The organism is Vibrio sp. 5S239 (genome assembly GCF_041439575.1).
Classification (GTDB): Bacteria; Pseudomonadota; Gammaproteobacteria; order Enterobacterales; family Vibrionaceae; genus Vibrio; species Vibrio kanaloae.
This window is the reverse complement of sequence record NZ_JBGOOM010000021.1, coordinates 42,763-60,240: the sequence shown is the minus strand read 5'-3', so window position 1 is coordinate 60,240 and position 17,478 is coordinate 42,763. Positions and strand designations below refer to the sequence as shown.

Here is a 17,478-nt window from a genome sequence, read left to right as displayed (position 1 = left end):
AATCGAACATAGAAAAGGCAGGATAGTCCTGCCTTTTTGATATGAATAATACGATTGGTATGACTCTTGAAATTAAACCAGAGCGCTGTAACGTTCTAAGCCACCCTCTAGATCTGCAATCAAGTCATCGACGTCTTCTAAGCCGATATGAACGCGTATCAGAGTTCCTTCTAAGTTTGGATTTGCTACGGTTCTCAGGCTGTTAAAGCTGCTTGGTTCATTCGCTAGAATCAAACTCTCAAATCCACCCCATGAGTAACCCATGCTAAAGTGGGTCATGCCGTCAAGCAGCGCCGTCGTTGCTTGTGGGTTTGAGTTCTTTAAAACAAAAGAGAACAAGCCATTACCACCAGTAAAATCTCGTTTGAAGAACTCATGGCCAGGGCAAGTCTCTAGAGCCGGGTGACGAACGTGGTCAACTTCAGGACGAGTCTCTAACCATTTTGCGACTTTCAAGCTACTTTCTGCGTGTTGGCGTAGTCGAACATCAAGAGTTCGAATACCACGAAGACCAAGATAAGCGTCATCTGGAGAGACACATTGTCCCATCAAGTAACTCTGTTCTCGTAGTTGTTCCCAGCATTTTTCGTTGGCAACAGCGGTCCCCAACATTACATCAGAATGGCCAACGATGTATTTGGTCGCTGCTTGAATCGAGATATCAACACCGAAATCAAACGGAGAGAAGTTAACGCCTGCTGCCCAAGTGTTGTCTAGCATAACGATGATTTCATGCTCGTGAGCAATACGTGCTAGTGTTGGGATGTCTTGTACTTCCATGGTGACCGAACCCGGAGACTCGGTAAAAAGCACTTTGGTGTTTGGCTTTATAAGATCTTTAATGTCTTCGCCAATGGTTGGTTTATAGTAAGTTGTTTCCACACCCATCTTTTTCATGATGGTTTCGCAAAAATCACGAGTTGGTTCGTAACAGGTGTCAACCATGAGAATATGGTCTCCTGTTTCTACAAAAGATAAGATTGCGTTTGAGATTGCTGCTGTACCACAAGGATAAAGAGCGCAGCCTGCACCGCCTTCAACTTCAACCATTGCATCTTGAAACGCGAAATGAGTCGTAGTGCCGCGGCGTCCGTAGAAAAGAGTCTTGTTAGCGCGATTAACGGTCGCTTTACGTTTCTCTTCTACTGTGTTGAAAACGACAGTAGAAGCTCGTTGAACTGGTGGGTTTACGACGCCATTGGTCCACTTCTTATCACGACCTGCTGTGATGAGCTTGGTGGTTTTGCTTTCGGACATGCTGTGAATTCCTTATCGATGATTATGTTCTATTTAAAACACGCTAGCAGCCCCCAAATCAAGAGGGAGGCTGGAGTTTTTACACTTTTTAATTTTTGTCGTGATTTAGGGCTAACGGTTAAGAGCGTAGTTAGGAAATGATTAGTTGTTAGTTATTACTGACTCTTTGAGCTCATTAAAGCAGTGGATTGAACAAATAGAACAACCTTTCAAAGAAGCGGTTACGTAGGCTTCTTTTTTCCCATCTTTCTAACTCAACTTGATGAGCCGACTCTATGTAAGACTTTTGTAATTCTGATAGTTGTCGTGTGAAGTGCACATCATCGACGGCAAGTGTGACTTCAAAATTGAGCCAGAGACTACGCATGTCAATATTGACCGTGCCGATCAAACAGAATTCTTCATCAACCACGACGGACTTCGTATGGAGAAGGCCACCATAAAATTCATAAATTTTCACTCCCGCTTCAAGCAGTTCGGTATAAAAGGCGCGAGAAGCCCATTTAACCATTAACGAATCGTTGTTGTGCGGAATGATCAGTTCTACGTTTACACCACGTTGAGCTGTCATTTTAAGTGTCTCTAATAAGTCTGCGCTAGGGACAAAGTAGGGTGTAGTGATGCATAGAGATTTATTTGCCTGATTAATGGCAATAGTTAGAACTTGCAGGATTAAATACTCAGGCATCCCCGGGCCTGATGGAACAACTTGAACTGGATGATGAGTCATTATTTCTTCAACAGGACATTTCGGTAAGTCGGGAAGAATTCGTTCGCCCGTTTCAACTTCCCAATCCCAACCATGGATTGCCGACAGCACGTTAACGGTTGGGCCCGTTATACGGACCATTACGTCGATCCAGTGACCCACCCCTGAGCTCTGCTTGAAATGGATAGGGTCAACCATGTTCATTGAACCGGTATAAGCAATGGATTCGTCAATTACGATGATTTTGCGGTGTTGTCTTAAATCTAAGCGTCGCAAAAAAATACGCCATGGGCTCACTTCCAACGCTTGCACAACTTGGACGCCCGCGTTTTTCATCATTAGAAGCCAGTGGCTCCTGAAGAAGCGAGGGCTACCTGCTGAATCGAGCAAAACCTTAACATCGACGCCGCGTTTTGCTGCTCGGATAAGAGCTGAAGCTACAGAATCGGTCAGGCCACCAGGGTGCCAAATATAGAAAACCATCTTAATGCTGGTCTGTGCATTTTCTATATCTTCGATAATTGATTGTAAGCTCTCATTAGGAGAAGCTTGCAGTGAAAGCGTGTTACCACTGAGTGCAGGAATGCCCATCCTATTGTTACAAAGTTCATCAATCTTGTGGATTGGGGAGCCGACTTTACCGGGCTGGTGAAGTTGGCAATTATTTAACTGGCGGAACCAATCACCAAAGGGAGTAAACATTCGGTGCGCACGTTCAGCTCGCTTTTTACCAAGATTCAGCTCACCAAAAAGGAAGTAAAAAGCGACTCCAACAATAGGAAGTATGTAAATAATCATGAGCCAGGAAAGAGAAACACTGAGAGAACGTCGTTTTAGTACGATACGTAAAGTTACACCGGCGACAAGAACCCAGTACAAAGCAACAGAAGCCAAAGTTAAAAAATGGTAGAACTTTTCCACATTGAATACTCGAAAAAAGAGACAGTTAGATAGTAATGCTATTTTAAGAATATGGGAATTTAAGGAATCAACTATTTACAAAATAGAGCAAAAGCTGTAAATAGGTTAAAGTTGTTAAGTTTTAGTTAACTTAAGAAGAAAGCGATTGTTTTGAGCGAAAGCGTACTATTTAACCATAAAAATTTACACTGGTAACGAAATATGTACGGTTCGCGCTTCCAATTTTATTTTTAAACTGGTTTACTTGCTATATAACGAGCGTCAATCAAATCTTTTAGTTGTGTAAATTTATTTATACACCTTATCTTTTAAAGACGCCACCCAAAGCAAAACACAACATCACATAACACAAAAGTTTGGAGTACACGTGGCTACGAGTAATACAACCACAACACCTCGCGATACCTGGGGTTCGAAGTTAGGATTCGTAATGGCTGCAGCAGGTTCTGCTGTTGGCTTAGGTAACATTTGGAAATTCCCTTACACAGCAGGCGAAAGCGGCGGCGGTGCATTCGTTGCAATCTACCTGTTTTTTGTCATCTTTATCGGTTTCAGTGTCATGTTGACTGAATTTGCGATTGGCCGTCATACGCAAAGATCAGCAGTAGGTGCATTTAAAACAACAGACCGTCGTTGGACGTTCGCCGGCGTAATCGGTGTGTTTAGCGGCCTATTGATCATGGGCTTTTACCCAGTTGTAGGTGGTTGGTCAATCGCATACATTGGTAAAATTGCTGGTGGTCTTCTTGAAGCACCAGAAGCCATTGGTGATAGCTTCGGCGGCTTTATCTCAAACCCAGTTCAACCATTAATGTGGATGGGCCTGTATCTATTGCTTAACGTTGTTATCGTTATTAAAGGTATCTCTGGTGGTATTGAGAAGGCGGGTAAGATATTGATGCCAATTCTTTTCATCATCCTTATCGTGGTATCAATTAAAGGTATCATGCTTCCGGGCGCGATGGCTGGTCTTGAATTCCTATTCAGCCCTGACTTCTCTAAAGTAGACAGCGGTGTAATTCTAGCAGCGCTAGGTCAAGCATTCTTCTCACTAAGTCTTGGTATGGGTTGTATGTTGACTTACGGCTCTTACCTTAAGAAGAAAGAGAACCTAGTTCAAACTACGGCTATGGTTACGGCAATGGATACAGGTGTTGCTATCCTAGCTGGTGTTGCAATGTTCCCTGCAATGTTCGCATTCGGTATGGAACCTGCAGCTGGTCCGGGTCTAGTATTCGTGGTTGTTCCTCAGCTATTTGCTGAAATGGGCGGCGTAGTTGGTCTTCTATTTGCTCTTATGTTCTTCGTTGGTCTGAGTGTTGCGGCACTGACTTCTTCAGTATCTCTACTTGAAGTTGTGGTTTCTTACCTAATTGATGAAAAAGGCATGAAGCGTGTAACAGCAGTACTGACTGCAAGTTCAGTGATGGCTATTCTATGTATCTTTGCTTCTTTATCACTTGGTGGCTTCGGTCCAACACTGTTTGATACTGGTGCATTCGATATCTTTGACCTATTGACTGACAAGATCTTCCTGGCAGTTGGCGGTATGTTGGTATGTATCTTTGCTGGTTGGAGACTAAATCGTGCTGACCTAGAGAAAGAAATCACTAACGACGGTGAAGTTTCTTTCCCATTGTTCGGTCTGTGGTACACGCTAGTTAAGTACATCATCCCAGTAGCTATCGCTATCGTAGCGTTTATGGGTATCTCTTCTGGCTTCGACAGCGGTAAAGGGGCAATTATGCTACTAGGTATTGGTATCATTGCTGGCTCTGCGGTAATTTCTAAAAAATTCTAATCGCAAGCTAAAGTCAATGGATAAACGGGAGCTTGAGGCTCCCGTTTTTTTATGCTTACGACTCTATTCGTTAATAACAATAACTAAAGTTACCCTCTTGGTACTTAGTATAAATACCATTAACGATTAGTTGATCAGCATTTTGATTTAGGTAAGTTTAGTGTGAAATTGTTCGTGAGAAAGAAAGTTTATTGAGTTCGTTGGACTTTTTCGTAGCTGGATTCTGGGTTCAGACACGGTATACTCCACGCTCTACAATGGAGCTAGCCTTTACATGTTCGATATTCTTCTGAACCACTCTGATTTTTTACTTATCAATAAGCATCCTGGAGTCAGCGTCCACAAAGACGATGGCGATACCATGTTGCTTCAAGAAGTTGCTAAGGCAATTAATGAGCCTAAGCTGTATCTCGTTCATCGACTAGATAAAATGACCTCGGGCATTCTACTGCTAGCAAAAAATGCGTTGGCGGCGAGCGAGCTTTCACAGCTATTTGCAAAGCGTGAAGTAGAGAAATATTACCTTGCGATTGGTTCTAAGAAGCCAAAGAAAAAGCAGGGTTTGATTTCTGGAGATATGGAGCGATCAAGACGCTCAAGTTGGAAACTTCTGACATCCAAAGAGAATCCGGCGATTACTCAGTTTTTATCAGCAACGGCTGAACCCGGTGAACGTCTGCTTTTATGTAAACCCTATACGGGGCGAACTCATCAGATCCGTGTCGCGATGAAATCGATCGGCTCAGCCATTGTTGGCGACCCTATTTATAATCCGTCGAGTGAGGCTGACAGAGGTTATCTGCATGCCTTCGCGATTCGATTTACCTATCAATCACAGGCCTACGAATATGTTTGCGATCCAAGAAGCCTAAACTCCTTGGGTGAGAAGTGGCATCAGGAAACCGTGTCGAACGGTTTAGACAACTGGCTTGAACCTTGGTCATTAACTTGGCCAAAGCTAAACACTAAGTGAGTGAAATAATGGAAGCATCAGCTTTACCTCTGTTTTTTAGTCATATTGAACAGCAACTTAATGAAGTACCAAACGAACTACGCCGTATTTTCCACGGCCGCGGTAAGTTTTGGCCTGGTCTAGAGCAACTGACATGTGACTGGGTTGATGGACAACTACTGGTTAACGTGTTTAAAGAAGTAGACGATGAATTCTTGTCATCTCTCAAAGCTGGATTGGTTGAACTCACCAACAAAGATATCTGGCAATCAAAGCAGGGCACAAGCATTGTTCTGCAACACCGTTATGCCGATGGCGCGCCTTCAGAGGTTCTATGGGGCGAGTTGAATGATTCTCCGGTTGTGGTTGAGCACGGTCTTAAGTACCAATTAGATATTGGCCGTAATCAGAACTTCGGTTTGTTCCTAGACATGCGCAATGGTCGTCAATGGGTACAAGATCATGCCAAGGATAAGAACGTTCTTAACCTGTTCGCATACACCTGTGGTTTCTCTGTCGCGGCTATCGCTGGTGGCGCTCGTCAGTGCATGAATGTGGATATGTCGCGTGGCTCACTAAACAAAGGCCGCGATAACCACCGTCTGAATGATCACGATATGCGCTCGGTTAACTTCCTTGGCTACGATATCTTTAAGTCGTGGGGAAAAATCAAGAAGGGCGGCCCTTACGAGCTAGTGATCATAGATCCACCTTCGTTCCAAAAAGGCAGCTTTGCTCTAACCAAAGATTACAAAAAGATCTTACGTCGTTTGCCTGAACTTCTAACAGAAGATGGTGAAGTGATCGCGTGTGTTAACTCACCAGCGGTATCACCAAACTTCCTGATTGAGACGATGGCAGAAGAAGCACCAAGCGTTATATTCATTGAGCGTCTGGACAACCCGCCTGAGTTTGTCGATGTCGACCTTGATTCAAGCTTGAAGGTTCTGAGATTTAAAATTAACGCTTCTGCAGATGCCTAATTATAATTAGGTTTAAGTATTAGCTAGAATATAAAAACGCCGCTCATCTGAGCGGCATTTTTGTATCTTGTTTTTGTCGTTAGGTTGCTAACTCTCTTGCTGAGTCTTGAGCGTCTGGAAACCAAAATAGATACGCATGAACGTGGTTAGCCAACATGCTGCACCAAAGGTGTAAGCGATAACTGCAAAGTGTTGAGGCCAGATACAGAAAGCAATGAAACAAGCGATGGTTTCTGTTCCCTCGGTTAACCCCGACATGTAGTACAGAGACTTATGTTTATAGACTGGGTTTTCTATGCCTCGCTTGCCTGCCATAACCGCAAACGCCAAAAAGCTGCTGCCTGTGCCGATAAAAGAGAAGATCAAAAATGCGCCGGCAATGGCGTTGTGCTCTGGGTTGGCAATGACAAATCCAAAAGGTATCAGCGAGTAGAATAGGAAATCTAGGCTGATATCGAGGAACCCGCCTGCATCACTAATGCCTTGGATTCGAGCCAAGGCCCCATCAAGCCCATCACACACTCTGTTGAATACAATGAAGCCTAACGCCCACTCGTATTGCTGAAATGCTAGCGCTGGAAATGCTAAACACCCAACTAGAAATCCGAATAACGTGGTCTGATTGGCCGTGATACCCAATTGGTTCAGTAACTTAGCAGACTGATTTAATGGCCACTTAATGACCTTAATGGAGTACTTATCCAGCATGGTTACTTCTCCATGGCCAAGACAGTACTTCTGCCCCTTGAGGTACATCGGCTTCGTCGTGCGTGACCATTAATGTAGGGATATTCGCTTTGGTCAATTGTTCAAACACCCAATCTCGAAATTGTGCTCTTAACTCTTGGTCCAGTTTGCTGAACGGTTCGTCAAGCAGGGCTAGTTTAGGCTTGGCTAACAACATACGAGTTAAGCTTATTCTTGCGCGTTGACCACCAGATATTTGATCCGGAAAAGACTCTGCCAAGTGAGTTAGCTCTATGTCTTTTAGCGCAGCCATTGCTTGTTGTTGACGACTGGAACCTTTAACAGAGTTCGATAACGAAAATGCCAAGTTCTCCCATACTTTGAGGTGCGGAAACAGCAAGTCATCTTGAAACAGAATACCGACTTCACGCTGATGTGATGGAATCTCGTCTAGCTGAATATCGTTCAACACAACGGTGCCAGAATACGAAAATTCTTCACTTAAGTGACCAGCAATCGCATCCAGTAAGGTCGACTTTCCGCAGCCACTCGGCCCCATCAAAGCCAGTATTTGGCCAGATTCTAATGTTACGTTTAGCGCTGAGAACAGCGAATCTCCATCGGTTTTACGGATGGCGAGGTCGTTGAGGTACAGACTCATTACTTAGGAAACCTTTAAAAGTAAGACGGCGATATCTAAGTTGAAGTCGGCTGACTAATATCGCTAAAGAGAAAAAGAACAGAGGCAATAGGGCCTGCCAAATGGCATAGATTGCTGTCACCCTGCGGTCGAAACCACTGGTAAGGGCAACGGCTTCTGTGGTGATCGTGCTAATACGGCCCGCGCCGAGCATTAATGTTGGAAGGTATTGGGCCAAACTCACGCTGATCCCGACCGCCCAAGCAAAGGCAATAGCAGGAAGCAAAATTGGCAGTTTGATCGAATACCAACTCTGAAATGGCGATTTACCTAGGCTCAGCGAGGCTTTAATCAACCCATCATTGAAGCTTTTCCACGGGCCGTCCAAAGACAGATACACAAACGGGAAAGCAAAGAAAACATGCGCCCAAATCACCCAGAATTCATAGGCACTACTGCCGATGTAGAGGGTCGTGACTTGCATACCAAACAATACCGATAGTTGAGGTATTAACATTGGGATAGCGATAATGAAGCCCGGAACTTGCCACTTGTATTTGATTCTGTATTCGTGAGCAATCAGCGCAAGTAACAGAGCGACTGAAGCGGCAATCAGACCAATCCATAAGCTTTGACCCACAGTACTCATGATGCCATCCCATTCGAACTCCCAGAAACGCATGCTGTAGCGGTTCGGCAGTAAATCAGGGAAGCGCCAACGCTGAGCAACACTCCAAATTACCATTAAAGGAATGATCAGCAATGAAAGGCTAGCAAGCACTGTGAATACGGTTTTCCCCGGCAAGTTAGCCCCTGTTCGTCCTGAATATTGCCAAGTTCGAAAGTACTTCAGAATTGCCCATTCAACTAAACGCGCCAAGGCGATGATCAACGAAGCTAAACCAAACAAAACGATGGCACCTGCAGCAGCTCGCGGAAGTAGGTTAAGATCAGGGTCGTTGAACCATTGCCATACCAAAACGGCAAAGGTCGGCGGGTTGGTTGGGCCAATGATCAGAGCAATATCGACAACCGAGACACTGTAAGCGAGTACCGCCAGCATCGGGAAGCGAAGCTTAGTAAACCATTGCGGGAAAATACATTTCCACCAGATCTGAGCACGGCTATAACCCAGAGATGCACTGACCTTGGTGATACGTTCTACATCAATTTGCTGAAGTATCGAAATGCTCATCAGCAACAAGAAAGGTGCTTCTTTGAGTGCGAGCATAATGATTAAGCCGAACGCGTATGGGTCTTTCACCAATAACGCCAATTCAGAGCTGGTAGCCGATTCGCCGAGCAAGTGATGTACCGCTCTTGCGCCAAGGCCTGTTGGGCTAAACAAAAAAGCAAAGCCGATAGCGAAAGCCACATGCGGAATGGCAAGCATTGGCGATAGCATTAACTCAATCTTTCTCCAAAACTTGTTTCCCCAAGAAGCTTGAAGAATACAAAAGGTCAGGAAGCAGGCGATATAGCTGCTTCCAATTGCTGAACCTAGGCTTAAGCCAATAGAGTGCCAAGCCCCTTCCCATTGAAAGACTTGGCTAAAGCCGTTGAGTGTCGGCTCCTCTAAACCAAGGGGCGGGATGAAACTCAGTGACGAAGCCACGACTCCCGCTACCCCTGGAATGGTTGGGATGATACATACAGCTATAACAACAAAATATAGAGCGCGTAGCATGGAGGTTAGTTACCGTATCGCTTAAGCCACTCTTTCTCGAGCGCGTTTTGCCAACTAGGATGCGGTTCATCAATCGATTTAAATTGCTGAGTATTTTTAGCGCTGCCGGTTAAGTACTTACTGCTCAATACAGAAGGGTCACCCCAAACATTGAGGTCACCTTTGCGAGACTGTGCTTCTGGGCTCAGTAAGAAGTTAATGGTCACTTGAGCACCTGCGGTTGCATTGGCATTCCAAGGAATCGCAAGGAAGTGAATGTTAGATAGTGCGCCGCTTTCTAGAGCATAAGCCTTAGTGGTTTCGGCTAGGCGACCACTGGCTTGTGCTGAATAAACAGAGTTTGGATTGAACGTAATCGCGAGATCGATCTGACCATCATCCAGGAGTTGGATGCTTTCCGATGTGCCTGCTGGGAATTGCTTGCCACCGCGCCAAGCCACTTTATGGAATTTATCTAAGTATGCCCACAGTGGTGCCGTCACTTCTTGGAAGTTGCCTTCTGAAACCGGCTGAGCCAGCGCAGGGTTATTGTTTGTTAGTTCAATCAGTAGAGACTTAATGAAGCTCGTGCCATGAAATTCTGGTGGACGAGGGTAGCTTAAACGGTTCGGGAAAGCCTGAGCGTAGCTCAACATCTCTGAGAATGATTGTGGTGGATTATGCAGCGTCTCTTGGTCGTGAATGAACACCAGTTGTCCCACGCCCCACGGTGCTTCTAAGCCTTCCGTAGGCTCTGAGAAATCGACATCAATCGGCAGAGATTTATCGACATACTGCCAATTTGGAAGTGATTCTGTAAATGGCCCAAACAATAGCGCGTTGTCTTTCATCGAACGGAAGTTCTCGCCATTGATCCAGACGATATCGACGCTGCCTTCACTGTTCTTTCCTGCCGCTTTTTCAGCAAGCAGTCGAGTGGTCGTTTCCGCAATATCAGTTACTTTCACATGCTTTAACGTGACACCGTAGTCACTTTGTAATTTCTTGCCTGCCCATTGTAGGTAACGATTGATCTCTTGGCTTCCGCCCCAAGCGTGAAAGTAGACAGTTTCTCCCTCTGCCTGCTGTTCTATTTGGTTCCACCTGTCGGTGGATGTTGCTTCATCAGCATAAATGGTTGCGCTGTATGCAACGGTTGCCATGATTCCTAACGTACTTACTATCTTGTTCATAAACTTTTCCATTTGGTAGTGAACGGGCAAGAGCATTGTATTTTCAAACTCCCTAGGGCGTATTGACCTTTCGCGGTTAACGAAAGATCAACATGCGCTAATAGTTATTCTATCTGTTTCTGAAATAAATTCTAATTCAACAGTAAATTCAATCAATTACTTGAGAACAAGCAGGGAGTTCGCGGTTGAGTTTTGTTCGATCTGTAATCACCTCGAAAACTCGACAGACTCTAGGCTTTTGCCATCCTAGCAACAGACCGCTGAACCGTTGAATTTATTGCATCTAAATGAGAGATTTTTGAGGTTTATTGGAGGTTGGTACGAAAAGTCGGCGATGAACGTCAATTTTGAAGAAGTAGTGAGGGCTGGCTGACAATAAAAAAGGAGCCATCAGGCTCCTTCAATCAATATTTGGTTTCGATGATGGATTAGTTTACCCAGTCACGAATTGTGTACGTTAGCGTGTGTACATCGTTTTTCAGTACTAGCGTATCGTTTGTTAGGGTTACGTCGCTCCACTCGCTTAGAGTCGCAGAAACCGATTGTTCGATTTCCATCGCAGAACCGTGACACATTTTCATTGTCATGCCCATTTGCTTGATACGGAATTGACCGTCTTTCAGCTCGCCTTGACCGAAGAAGTTGTTACAACCAGCCATGCCATTTGCCGTCATCTTTTCGCCGATCTCTAGACGAGGAGCTGCTTGGTCTTCGTTTTTCACAATGTCCTTGCCATCAATTTGCGCAAGTTCCCAATTATGGTGCTGTAGATCGGTTGGTGTTACTTGCATCGCGTTGTCACCTGTTGTTGTGCATGCTGCTAGCATCATAGGTAAAGCGGCTACTGCTAGTAATTTTTTTGAACTAAACTTCATATTATAAGGCTCCAAAGGAAAGAACGAAGTTACCGAATAAGTGTAACTTGATGGGTTCAAAGTATAGTTTACAAAACACTATATGTGTCAGTATAAGGTCATAGTTTAGTATGAATTTCACGAGCTGGGCGACAAATTAATCGCTTATTTTTTAATTAGTAAGCTCGATTTTGATGTGTAAGGAGGCATGGTGGAGCAGTTAGAGTTTTTCCAGGTTCCAAGCCCTTGCGTTGGGGTTTGCTCAAGCGATGATAAAGGCTATTGCAATGGTTGTATGCGCAAAAGAGAAGAGCGCTTTAATTGGATGTCGATGACTCCGTCAGAACAATTGCACGTGATTAAGCTGTGTCGCCAGCGCTATAGACGAAAAATAATGAAGCAAAAAAACTTGGTTGGTAAGCAGGTCGATGAAGAGGGAAACACAAGTCCCCAAGGAGATCTTTTTGGCTAAAGAGGAAGTATTAAGATTTCATTTAACTCCGAAGTAACTATTACTTTACATAATGGTTGGGGTGTAATATTAAGGTAGGTACCTTTGTACCTGAAGGAGTGGTGTCGGTATGAATAAAAAGAACGTAAAACTCAAAAAAGAGCCAGTCAAAGCACTGGACCGAAAACCGATCGGGGCAAAAGATGACCCTGAAGTTGCTCCGCGTGATTGGCATTCGATGTCAGAAGAAGAACGAATGGAAATCCTTTCTCACCTCTCAGACATGCCTTTCCAGTAACACCACAGGTTTTTCAGAGTCTTTCTTAAAGCTCAGTTTTCGGAAACAAAAATGATATTAAACAAACATGTGATTCGCTTTCGTTACACCACGATGGTACGTGCAAAATGTATCATCGGCCTCGGTGGTTTTACTGTGAATCTTAATGTTCGTGATCACTTCTACAGCCCCTGCATCGTAGCAAGCTTGTTCTGCTTGTTTAATTATATCGAGTAATTGGTTGAGTTCACCTTTCATCGTGGTTTCCATCGCACCGATTTGGAAAGGTACATCGGCAGCTTTCACCACTTCAATGGCTTTATCAACCACTTCGAAGTTGTTACCTTCTTTAACGCGAGGTATCACTTGGAAGGCAACCATTACTTCTTTTTCTCTTTTTAACTCAGACACTTTCTGCTTACTCTAGGATAGGGAATTGTTGCAGATGATAGGTTAATGCGGAGACGAATTCTACAGCGGTTATGCTGGTTGGATTACTCTCGTTGTCCTACTTGTTACCCCAGTGGTCACTTACCCAACCACCTATGTGCTCATCAAAATGACTGCCACTGAACCTCTGGTTGCGTTCAACCGAAGTATCACAATCATCTTTATTATCTATTAGGGTTTGTATGTAGTTTGCCATCGGGTCATTGGAACGTTGACGATCTCGGCGGGTTGCCACTTCCTTAATCAGTTGTAATCGATATGTAGAGCTAGCACGTTTCATTTCAATGACCTCCTGTTGTAGACACTAATAGAAAAATCTAGTTGCCAGATATAGGGGCGTCAACGTGATTTAAGAGTATTTTTTTTGAGCAACCAAGAATCAATACGTTGGCATCATAATTCACAAAAGTGTCATTTAAGTTGGCATCTTTAGGGAGGTGTTTGGGTGTGAATTTATGTTTTGTTGCATATAAAAAAGCCCAGTAAAAACTGGGCTAATCGACTTTCTTTGCTTATTTCGAAGAACTTGGCTTGCCTTTAAATTGCTTAATGCTCTTCTTTTTGGCTGTTCTTCTATTCGCCATTTTATCTTTAGGTGGACGCTTGCGAGCGGTCGCTTCAGATGCAGGTTTGTCGGTAACCGGGAAACCTTCTAATGGTTGCAGCACCAACGGCTTATTGGTTAGGGTGCGAATTGCATTGAGGTAGTCTGTTTCGCTGTGGCTAACCAGAGAGATCGCGCAGCCAGTACTTCCTGCTCTTGCTGTGCGACCAACGCGGTGTACGTAAGTTGCTGAGTGAGAGGGTAATTCGAAGTTAATTACGACAGGTAACTGATCAATATGGATGCCTCGAGCCATCACGTCGGTTGCGATAAGCACACGAGTCTCGCCATTTTTGAAACTTTCTAAAGCTTGCTCTCGTTCTTCTTGGCTCTTATTTCCATGTAACGCACTCACTCTGATTTTGGCTTTATTCAATCGTTTGGTTAATGCATCGGCATTGTCTTTTGCGCCAATAAATACCAATACTTGCGGCCATGTGTGTTGATTGAGTAGGGCGATGAGCGCTTGAGCTTTACTGCCTTTGTTCACTAAATACAGGGTTTCTTCAATAGCCGCGACCACGCTGTTTTCTTGGTGTGTCGTGACTTTAACTGGATTTGAAAGAAGCTCTTCAGCCTGATCTACTAATTCGGGCGGAAGTGTCGCAGAGAACAACAGTGACTGACGTTTGCTCGGTAGTGCTGCAGTAATCGCTTGAATATCTGGCCAAAAGCCCATGTCGATCAGGCGATCGGCTTCATCAAGAACCAATGATGAACACTGGGCTGCATCCAGTTCACCACTTTTAATTAAAGCAAGTAGACGGCCTGGTGTGGCGATGGCTAATTGTGGTTTAGTCGACAATTGTTGCTGTTGATCATCAGTATTCACGCCGCCCGTTAGCGTTACCAATTTGATATTGAGCGTTGTCGCGATCGGCTCTAAAGATTTGGTCACTTGAGATGCAAGTTCACGGGTTGGAACAATGATCAGTGTTTGCAGTTCATGTACATCTTGGTTGATGTTATTCAGTAAAGGTAAGCCGAATGCCAATGTTTTACCGCTGCCCGTTTGAGCCAATGCAAGTAAGTCTTTCCCCGCAATAATTGTAGGAATTACCGCTTGTTGTATCTCTGTTGGCTTATTGAATTGAGATGGGAGCGCGGAGACGGTTTTTGCGTTAAGGGTTAGGCTAGCAAATGACATAAATGAACCAAGTATCAAAAGGGAGGTGGAGTCTAACAGGGCTGCAAATGTTAGAGAATCAGTTTTGTAACCATAATGACAAGCATATCGAAAACAAAGTAAAAAATGTTCTAGGAATATAGTCAACTAACAGTTCAGTATAGATTTTTGTACAGTATTGAGCTCATACTTAGTGCTCGGATCAAATACCTAAAGTATTATATTCTCAGGCCGATATAATAATTAGCTATTAATTGAGTGAATGTGTAATTTAAAACCCAATTGAAGATAAAGTCTATTGCTTGACCGAATAAACAGAGACAGGGAGTCACCAATGCGTGAAGAGTCATTCACCCAGAAACGCAAATATTACCGCTTAAAGTACCCTCAAAAGGCACGTCCGGTGATGCGAATTAAGGATGAGCTTTTTCATGTCAGTGAAGTATCTGAAAAGGGTGTACGCCTGATGATGCGTAACATCATCCCTGTTTATCGAGGTTTCTCTATGGCGGGCAGCTTAAGACTGCATGATAACAATACTATTGATATTAGTGGTGCAGTGCTGAGACAAGAAGGCGATGAAGTGATTGTCCAGTTATCACAAGGACCAAGCTTCAAAGATATGGTGTCTGAACAAAGGCATATTAGGCAAAGATACCCAGTATTTTTTGCAAGCCTGAGAGTGGCTTAAAAGTCACGGACGTTAGATTCCTTAAGGCGCAAATCGCTCATTCTAAACAGAGGTTAAAAAGCCCAGCACTTTCACAAGTGCTGGGCTTTTTCCTATCTATAGCCCAGATTCTTATAAACCAAAGGCGATACAGGTAAAGCTAATGAGCTTAGTTCGCCTTATAACTCGTCTACTGTTGCCCAAACCGCGGCTAGCATGTCGTGACCAAACGCGACACTTCGCTCTGGAGACCAGCCGTAAAGTTCGTCAGCGTGACTGATGTGATCTTTAAATGGCATCTCGACGGTGTAAGCTAAACACTTGAACTGCTCACCGATCCAGTTTGTGCCAACCGTCATATTCGCTTTGCCCGGTTCGTCTTTATCGTAACCAAATTCATCTTGGAACTCTGGTGTGATCGTCAGTAGTGCTTGCTTGAAGTGATTCTCTAGTTTAGCAATACGCTCGTTGTATGAAGGCGTGCCTTCGCTACCCGCGACAAAGTTATATGGAATCGCTTCGTCGCCGTGAATGTCAAGACATAGGTCAACGCCTGTTTCTAGCATACGCTCGCGAACAAGGAATACCTCTGGGCTGCGTTCCATAGAAGGTGATTGCCATTCGCGGTTCAGGTTTACGCCAATAGCGTTAGTACGCAGGTGACCGCGGATGCTGCCATCTGGGTTCATGTTTGGTACAACGCGGAACACAACGCTGTCTAGAAGAGAGCGACCGACTGTATCTGTTTCATCAAGCAGGCGTTGCAGCAGACCTTCGATCAGCCACTCAGCCATCGTCTCGCCCGGGTGTTGGCGACCAATAACCCAGATATTTTTCTTCTCTTCACTTGGCTCACCAATGGTTAGCAAAGTGATGTCATTGTTGTCTAGCGTGTGGCCCAAAGTTTCAAGCTTACAAGCTGGGTGCGTTTGAGCACTGTGCAGAAGATCTTGGTGACGATCGTATGAATACGGTGCGAAGTACGCGAAGTACATTGAATCGTGTTCAGGGATGATATCGAAGCTTAATGTCTCGCCATCGAACTGAGATGGGATACGGAACCACTCTTCACGGTCATACGATGCAACCACATCGTAATCTTTCCAGCCTTCAGGGTAGGCAGATGTTGCCAATTGACCGATTTCAAAGTGGTGAGCTTGTTGAGCTTCACTTTCTAAGCGGAAGTGAAACCACTGAGAGATTTCAGTTTGGTAGTCTGCTGGGATAGTCAGTTGAATGTTTTGTGGTGAATCTGCTGAAACGACGTGAATGTTGCCGCTTTCGAAATTGCTGAAAATTTTCATTGTAGTTTTTATCTCGTAGTTGAGTTGCCGTAAGACTAGCACACTTTTTTTCGAGCAAACCACTAACTAAATCGTAATGAGATGTTATTTCAACTATCTACTTTTTAGTTCTCTATTTTGAGCAGTACTCCTATCTATCGACGCTGACAAGTTGTACACCCACGACAGGCAGAACGTGTGTGGCGATCTAACTTGCTGCGTTGAACCTTACAATAAGCGTTTTTTAGCGCTCTTCGTCCAGAGAACCAATCATCGGGTTTTGACAGGATCAGATAACCATTAAAGTGTTTCACAAGCTCGACTCTATTTTGGTCGATGAACTTGCTATCAAACCCAATTTCGAAGTAATCAAGCGCTTGTTCAATCGAGGTGAAACTCGCCATTTTTTGTTGGAATAATTCTGTTTGGTTCATGGGGATTTGTCTCTGAACTGATGGCAGCTAGTGTACCGAGTCTACGACTTGTTTTATTGACTTTAGTTATGACTTATCTGGATTTTAGTCGTAGTCTTTTTCAACTTAAAATGATCTTTTTAACTCTTTGAAGCTTATAGATAAAACATCAATAAACTGAGTAGGAAAGAATCATGAATCGAATTAACCCAAAGAAACTGCTCCGCAGTAAATGGACTGCTGTTAGCCCATTAAAGAAAGAAAAACACTTTATGGTCACAGAAGTAGAATTTGAAGAAGGGGAGGTCATTCGTTGTTCGATAGAAGCGGTGATGACGAAACGAGAGGAAGACATCAACTGGAGGGATCTAACCGACAAGGAACATTGGCTTGCAGGTTGGAAGTAGGGGCTACCAGTTACTCCAAGCTTGTTTTAGCAGTTTATGGAGAGCCGTGGCCTTGTTTGAGTCTGCCTTTGATTTACCCATTGAACAAAGTGAATCTCTTGTTCTGAAATTTTGATAAATAGTTTGTATCCTAA

At 44.1% G+C, this 17,478-nt stretch carries 19 protein-coding genes; 7 read left to right on the top strand and 12 right to left on the bottom strand.

Features of this window, described 5'->3' with window-relative positions; translation table 11 throughout:
* Nucleotides 1–72 precede the first annotated feature (72 nt).
* Both ACED48_RS15455 and cls read right to left on the bottom strand, forming a co-directional pair.
* Nucleotides 73–1,257: a cystathionine beta-lyase gene (locus ACED48_RS15455; protein ID WP_017057103.1), complete on the bottom strand. Its 1,185-nt coding sequence runs from the start codon at nucleotides 1,255–1,257 to the stop codon at nucleotides 73–75.
* Between the two features lie 175 nt (nucleotides 1,258–1,432).
* Entirely contained in the window at nucleotides 1,433–2,887 is a 1,455-nt protein-coding gene (gene cls / locus ACED48_RS15450) for a cardiolipin synthase (RefSeq protein ID WP_017057104.1), read from the bottom strand.
* Between the two features lie 367 nt (nucleotides 2,888–3,254).
* Here cls and ACED48_RS15445 point away from each other — a divergent pair, with 367 nt between their 5' ends.
* The 3 genes from ACED48_RS15445 to ACED48_RS15435 all read left to right on the top strand — a co-directional run bounded on the left by ACED48_RS15445 (nucleotide 3,255) and on the right by ACED48_RS15435 (nucleotide 6,623).
* Entirely contained in the window at nucleotides 3,255–4,688 is a 1,434-nt protein-coding gene (locus tag ACED48_RS15445) for a sodium-dependent transporter (RefSeq protein ID WP_077680592.1), read from the top strand.
* 274 nt (nucleotides 4,689–4,962) lie between these two features.
* The gene (locus tag ACED48_RS15440) at nucleotides 4,963–5,661 is read left to right on the top strand and encodes a TIGR01621 family pseudouridine synthase (protein ID WP_017057106.1); all 699 of its coding nucleotides are present in this window, start codon (nucleotides 4,963–4,965) and stop codon (nucleotides 5,659–5,661) included.
* 8 nt (nucleotides 5,662–5,669) lie between these two features.
* The gene (locus ACED48_RS15435) at nucleotides 5,670–6,623 is read left to right on the top strand and encodes a class I SAM-dependent methyltransferase (protein WP_017057107.1); all 954 of its coding nucleotides are present in this window, start codon (nucleotides 5,670–5,672) and stop codon (nucleotides 6,621–6,623) included.
* Nucleotides 6,624–6,710: 87 nt separating this feature from the next.
* Here ACED48_RS15435 and ACED48_RS15430 read toward each other — a convergent pair whose 3' ends face one another.
* The 5 genes from ACED48_RS15430 to ACED48_RS15410 all read right to left on the bottom strand — a co-directional run bounded on the left by ACED48_RS15430 (nucleotide 6,711) and on the right by ACED48_RS15410 (nucleotide 11,684).
* Nucleotides 6,711–7,331, bottom strand: a complete 621-nt coding sequence (locus tag ACED48_RS15430) for a CDP-alcohol phosphatidyltransferase family protein (RefSeq protein ID WP_017057108.1) — start codon at nucleotides 7,329–7,331, stop codon at nucleotides 6,711–6,713.
* Nucleotides 7,321–7,971, bottom strand: coding sequence for an ATP-binding cassette domain-containing protein (locus ACED48_RS15425; protein ID WP_017057109.1), 651 nt, complete (start codon nucleotides 7,969–7,971; stop codon nucleotides 7,321–7,323). The genes ACED48_RS15430 and ACED48_RS15425 overlap by 11 nt, the downstream gene beginning before the upstream one ends.
* Nucleotides 7,937–9,637 carry an ABC transporter permease gene (locus ACED48_RS15420; protein WP_017057110.1) on the bottom strand — a complete coding sequence of 567 codons (1,701 nt, stop codon included), beginning with the start codon at nucleotides 9,635–9,637 and terminating at the stop codon, nucleotides 7,937–7,939. The genes ACED48_RS15425 and ACED48_RS15420 overlap by 35 nt, the downstream gene beginning before the upstream one ends.
* 5 nt (nucleotides 9,638–9,642) lie before the next feature.
* The gene (locus ACED48_RS15415; RefSeq protein WP_017057111.1) at nucleotides 9,643–10,809 is read right to left on the bottom strand and encodes an ABC transporter substrate-binding protein; all 1,167 of its coding nucleotides are present in this window, start codon (nucleotides 10,807–10,809) and stop codon (nucleotides 9,643–9,645) included.
* A gap of 428 nt (nucleotides 10,810–11,237) precedes the next feature.
* Nucleotides 11,238–11,684, bottom strand: coding sequence for an META domain-containing protein (locus ACED48_RS15410; RefSeq protein ID WP_017057112.1), 447 nt, complete (start codon nucleotides 11,682–11,684; stop codon nucleotides 11,238–11,240).
* Nucleotides 11,685–11,871: 187 nt separating this feature from the next.
* On the opposite strand from ACED48_RS15410, the gene ACED48_RS15405 reads away from it, so the two are divergent.
* Both ACED48_RS15405 and ACED48_RS15400 read left to right on the top strand, forming a co-directional pair.
* Complete coding sequence (locus tag ACED48_RS15405) at nucleotides 11,872–12,135, top strand: DUF1289 domain-containing protein (RefSeq protein ID WP_017057113.1); 264 nt, start codon at nucleotides 11,872–11,874, stop codon at nucleotides 12,133–12,135.
* 109 nt (nucleotides 12,136–12,244) lie between these two features.
* Nucleotides 12,245–12,412 carry a hypothetical protein gene (locus ACED48_RS15400; protein ID WP_017057114.1) on the top strand — a complete coding sequence of 56 codons (168 nt, stop codon included), beginning with the start codon at nucleotides 12,245–12,247 and terminating at the stop codon, nucleotides 12,410–12,412.
* A 57-nt stretch (nucleotides 12,413–12,469) separates the two neighbouring features.
* Here the strand turns inward: ACED48_RS15400 and ACED48_RS15395 are convergent, their stop codons facing one another.
* The 3 genes from ACED48_RS15395 to ACED48_RS15385 form a co-directional block, all read right to left on the bottom strand.
* Entirely contained in the window at nucleotides 12,470–12,772 is a 303-nt protein-coding gene (locus ACED48_RS15395; protein WP_017057115.1) for a thiamine-binding protein, read from the bottom strand.
* Nucleotides 12,773–12,899: 127 nt separating this feature from the next.
* Nucleotides 12,900–13,121, bottom strand: coding sequence for a hypothetical protein (locus ACED48_RS15390; RefSeq protein WP_017057116.1), 222 nt, complete (start codon nucleotides 13,119–13,121; stop codon nucleotides 12,900–12,902).
* A 232-nt stretch (nucleotides 13,122–13,353) separates the two neighbouring features.
* Entirely contained in the window at nucleotides 13,354–14,592 is a 1,239-nt protein-coding gene (locus ACED48_RS15385) for a DEAD/DEAH box helicase (protein ID WP_017057117.1), read from the bottom strand.
* Between the two features lie 313 nt (nucleotides 14,593–14,905).
* Between ACED48_RS15385 and ACED48_RS15380 the strand changes: the two genes are divergently transcribed.
* Nucleotides 14,906–15,262, top strand: coding sequence for a hypothetical protein (locus ACED48_RS15380; protein WP_017057118.1), 357 nt, complete (start codon nucleotides 14,906–14,908; stop codon nucleotides 15,260–15,262).
* A gap of 158 nt (nucleotides 15,263–15,420) precedes the next feature.
* On the opposite strand, the gene ACED48_RS15375 is transcribed toward ACED48_RS15380, so the two are convergent.
* Both ACED48_RS15375 and ACED48_RS15370 read right to left on the bottom strand, forming a co-directional pair.
* The gene (locus ACED48_RS15375) at nucleotides 15,421–16,545 is read right to left on the bottom strand and encodes a M14-type cytosolic carboxypeptidase (protein ID WP_017057119.1); all 1,125 of its coding nucleotides are present in this window, start codon (nucleotides 16,543–16,545) and stop codon (nucleotides 15,421–15,423) included.
* 134 nt (nucleotides 16,546–16,679) lie between these two features.
* Nucleotides 16,680–16,958 (bottom strand): nitrogenase-stabilizing/protective protein NifW, encoded by a 279-nt coding sequence (locus tag ACED48_RS15370; protein WP_017057120.1) that lies wholly within the window; start codon nucleotides 16,956–16,958, stop codon nucleotides 16,680–16,682.
* 173 nt (nucleotides 16,959–17,131) lie between these two features.
* Here ACED48_RS15370 and ACED48_RS15365 point away from each other — a divergent pair, with 173 nt between their 5' ends.
* Nucleotides 17,132–17,344: a TIGR02450 family Trp-rich protein gene (locus ACED48_RS15365; RefSeq protein ID WP_017057121.1), complete on the top strand. Its 213-nt coding sequence runs from the start codon at nucleotides 17,132–17,134 to the stop codon at nucleotides 17,342–17,344.
* The last annotated feature ends 134 nt before the right edge of the window (nucleotides 17,345–17,478 follow it).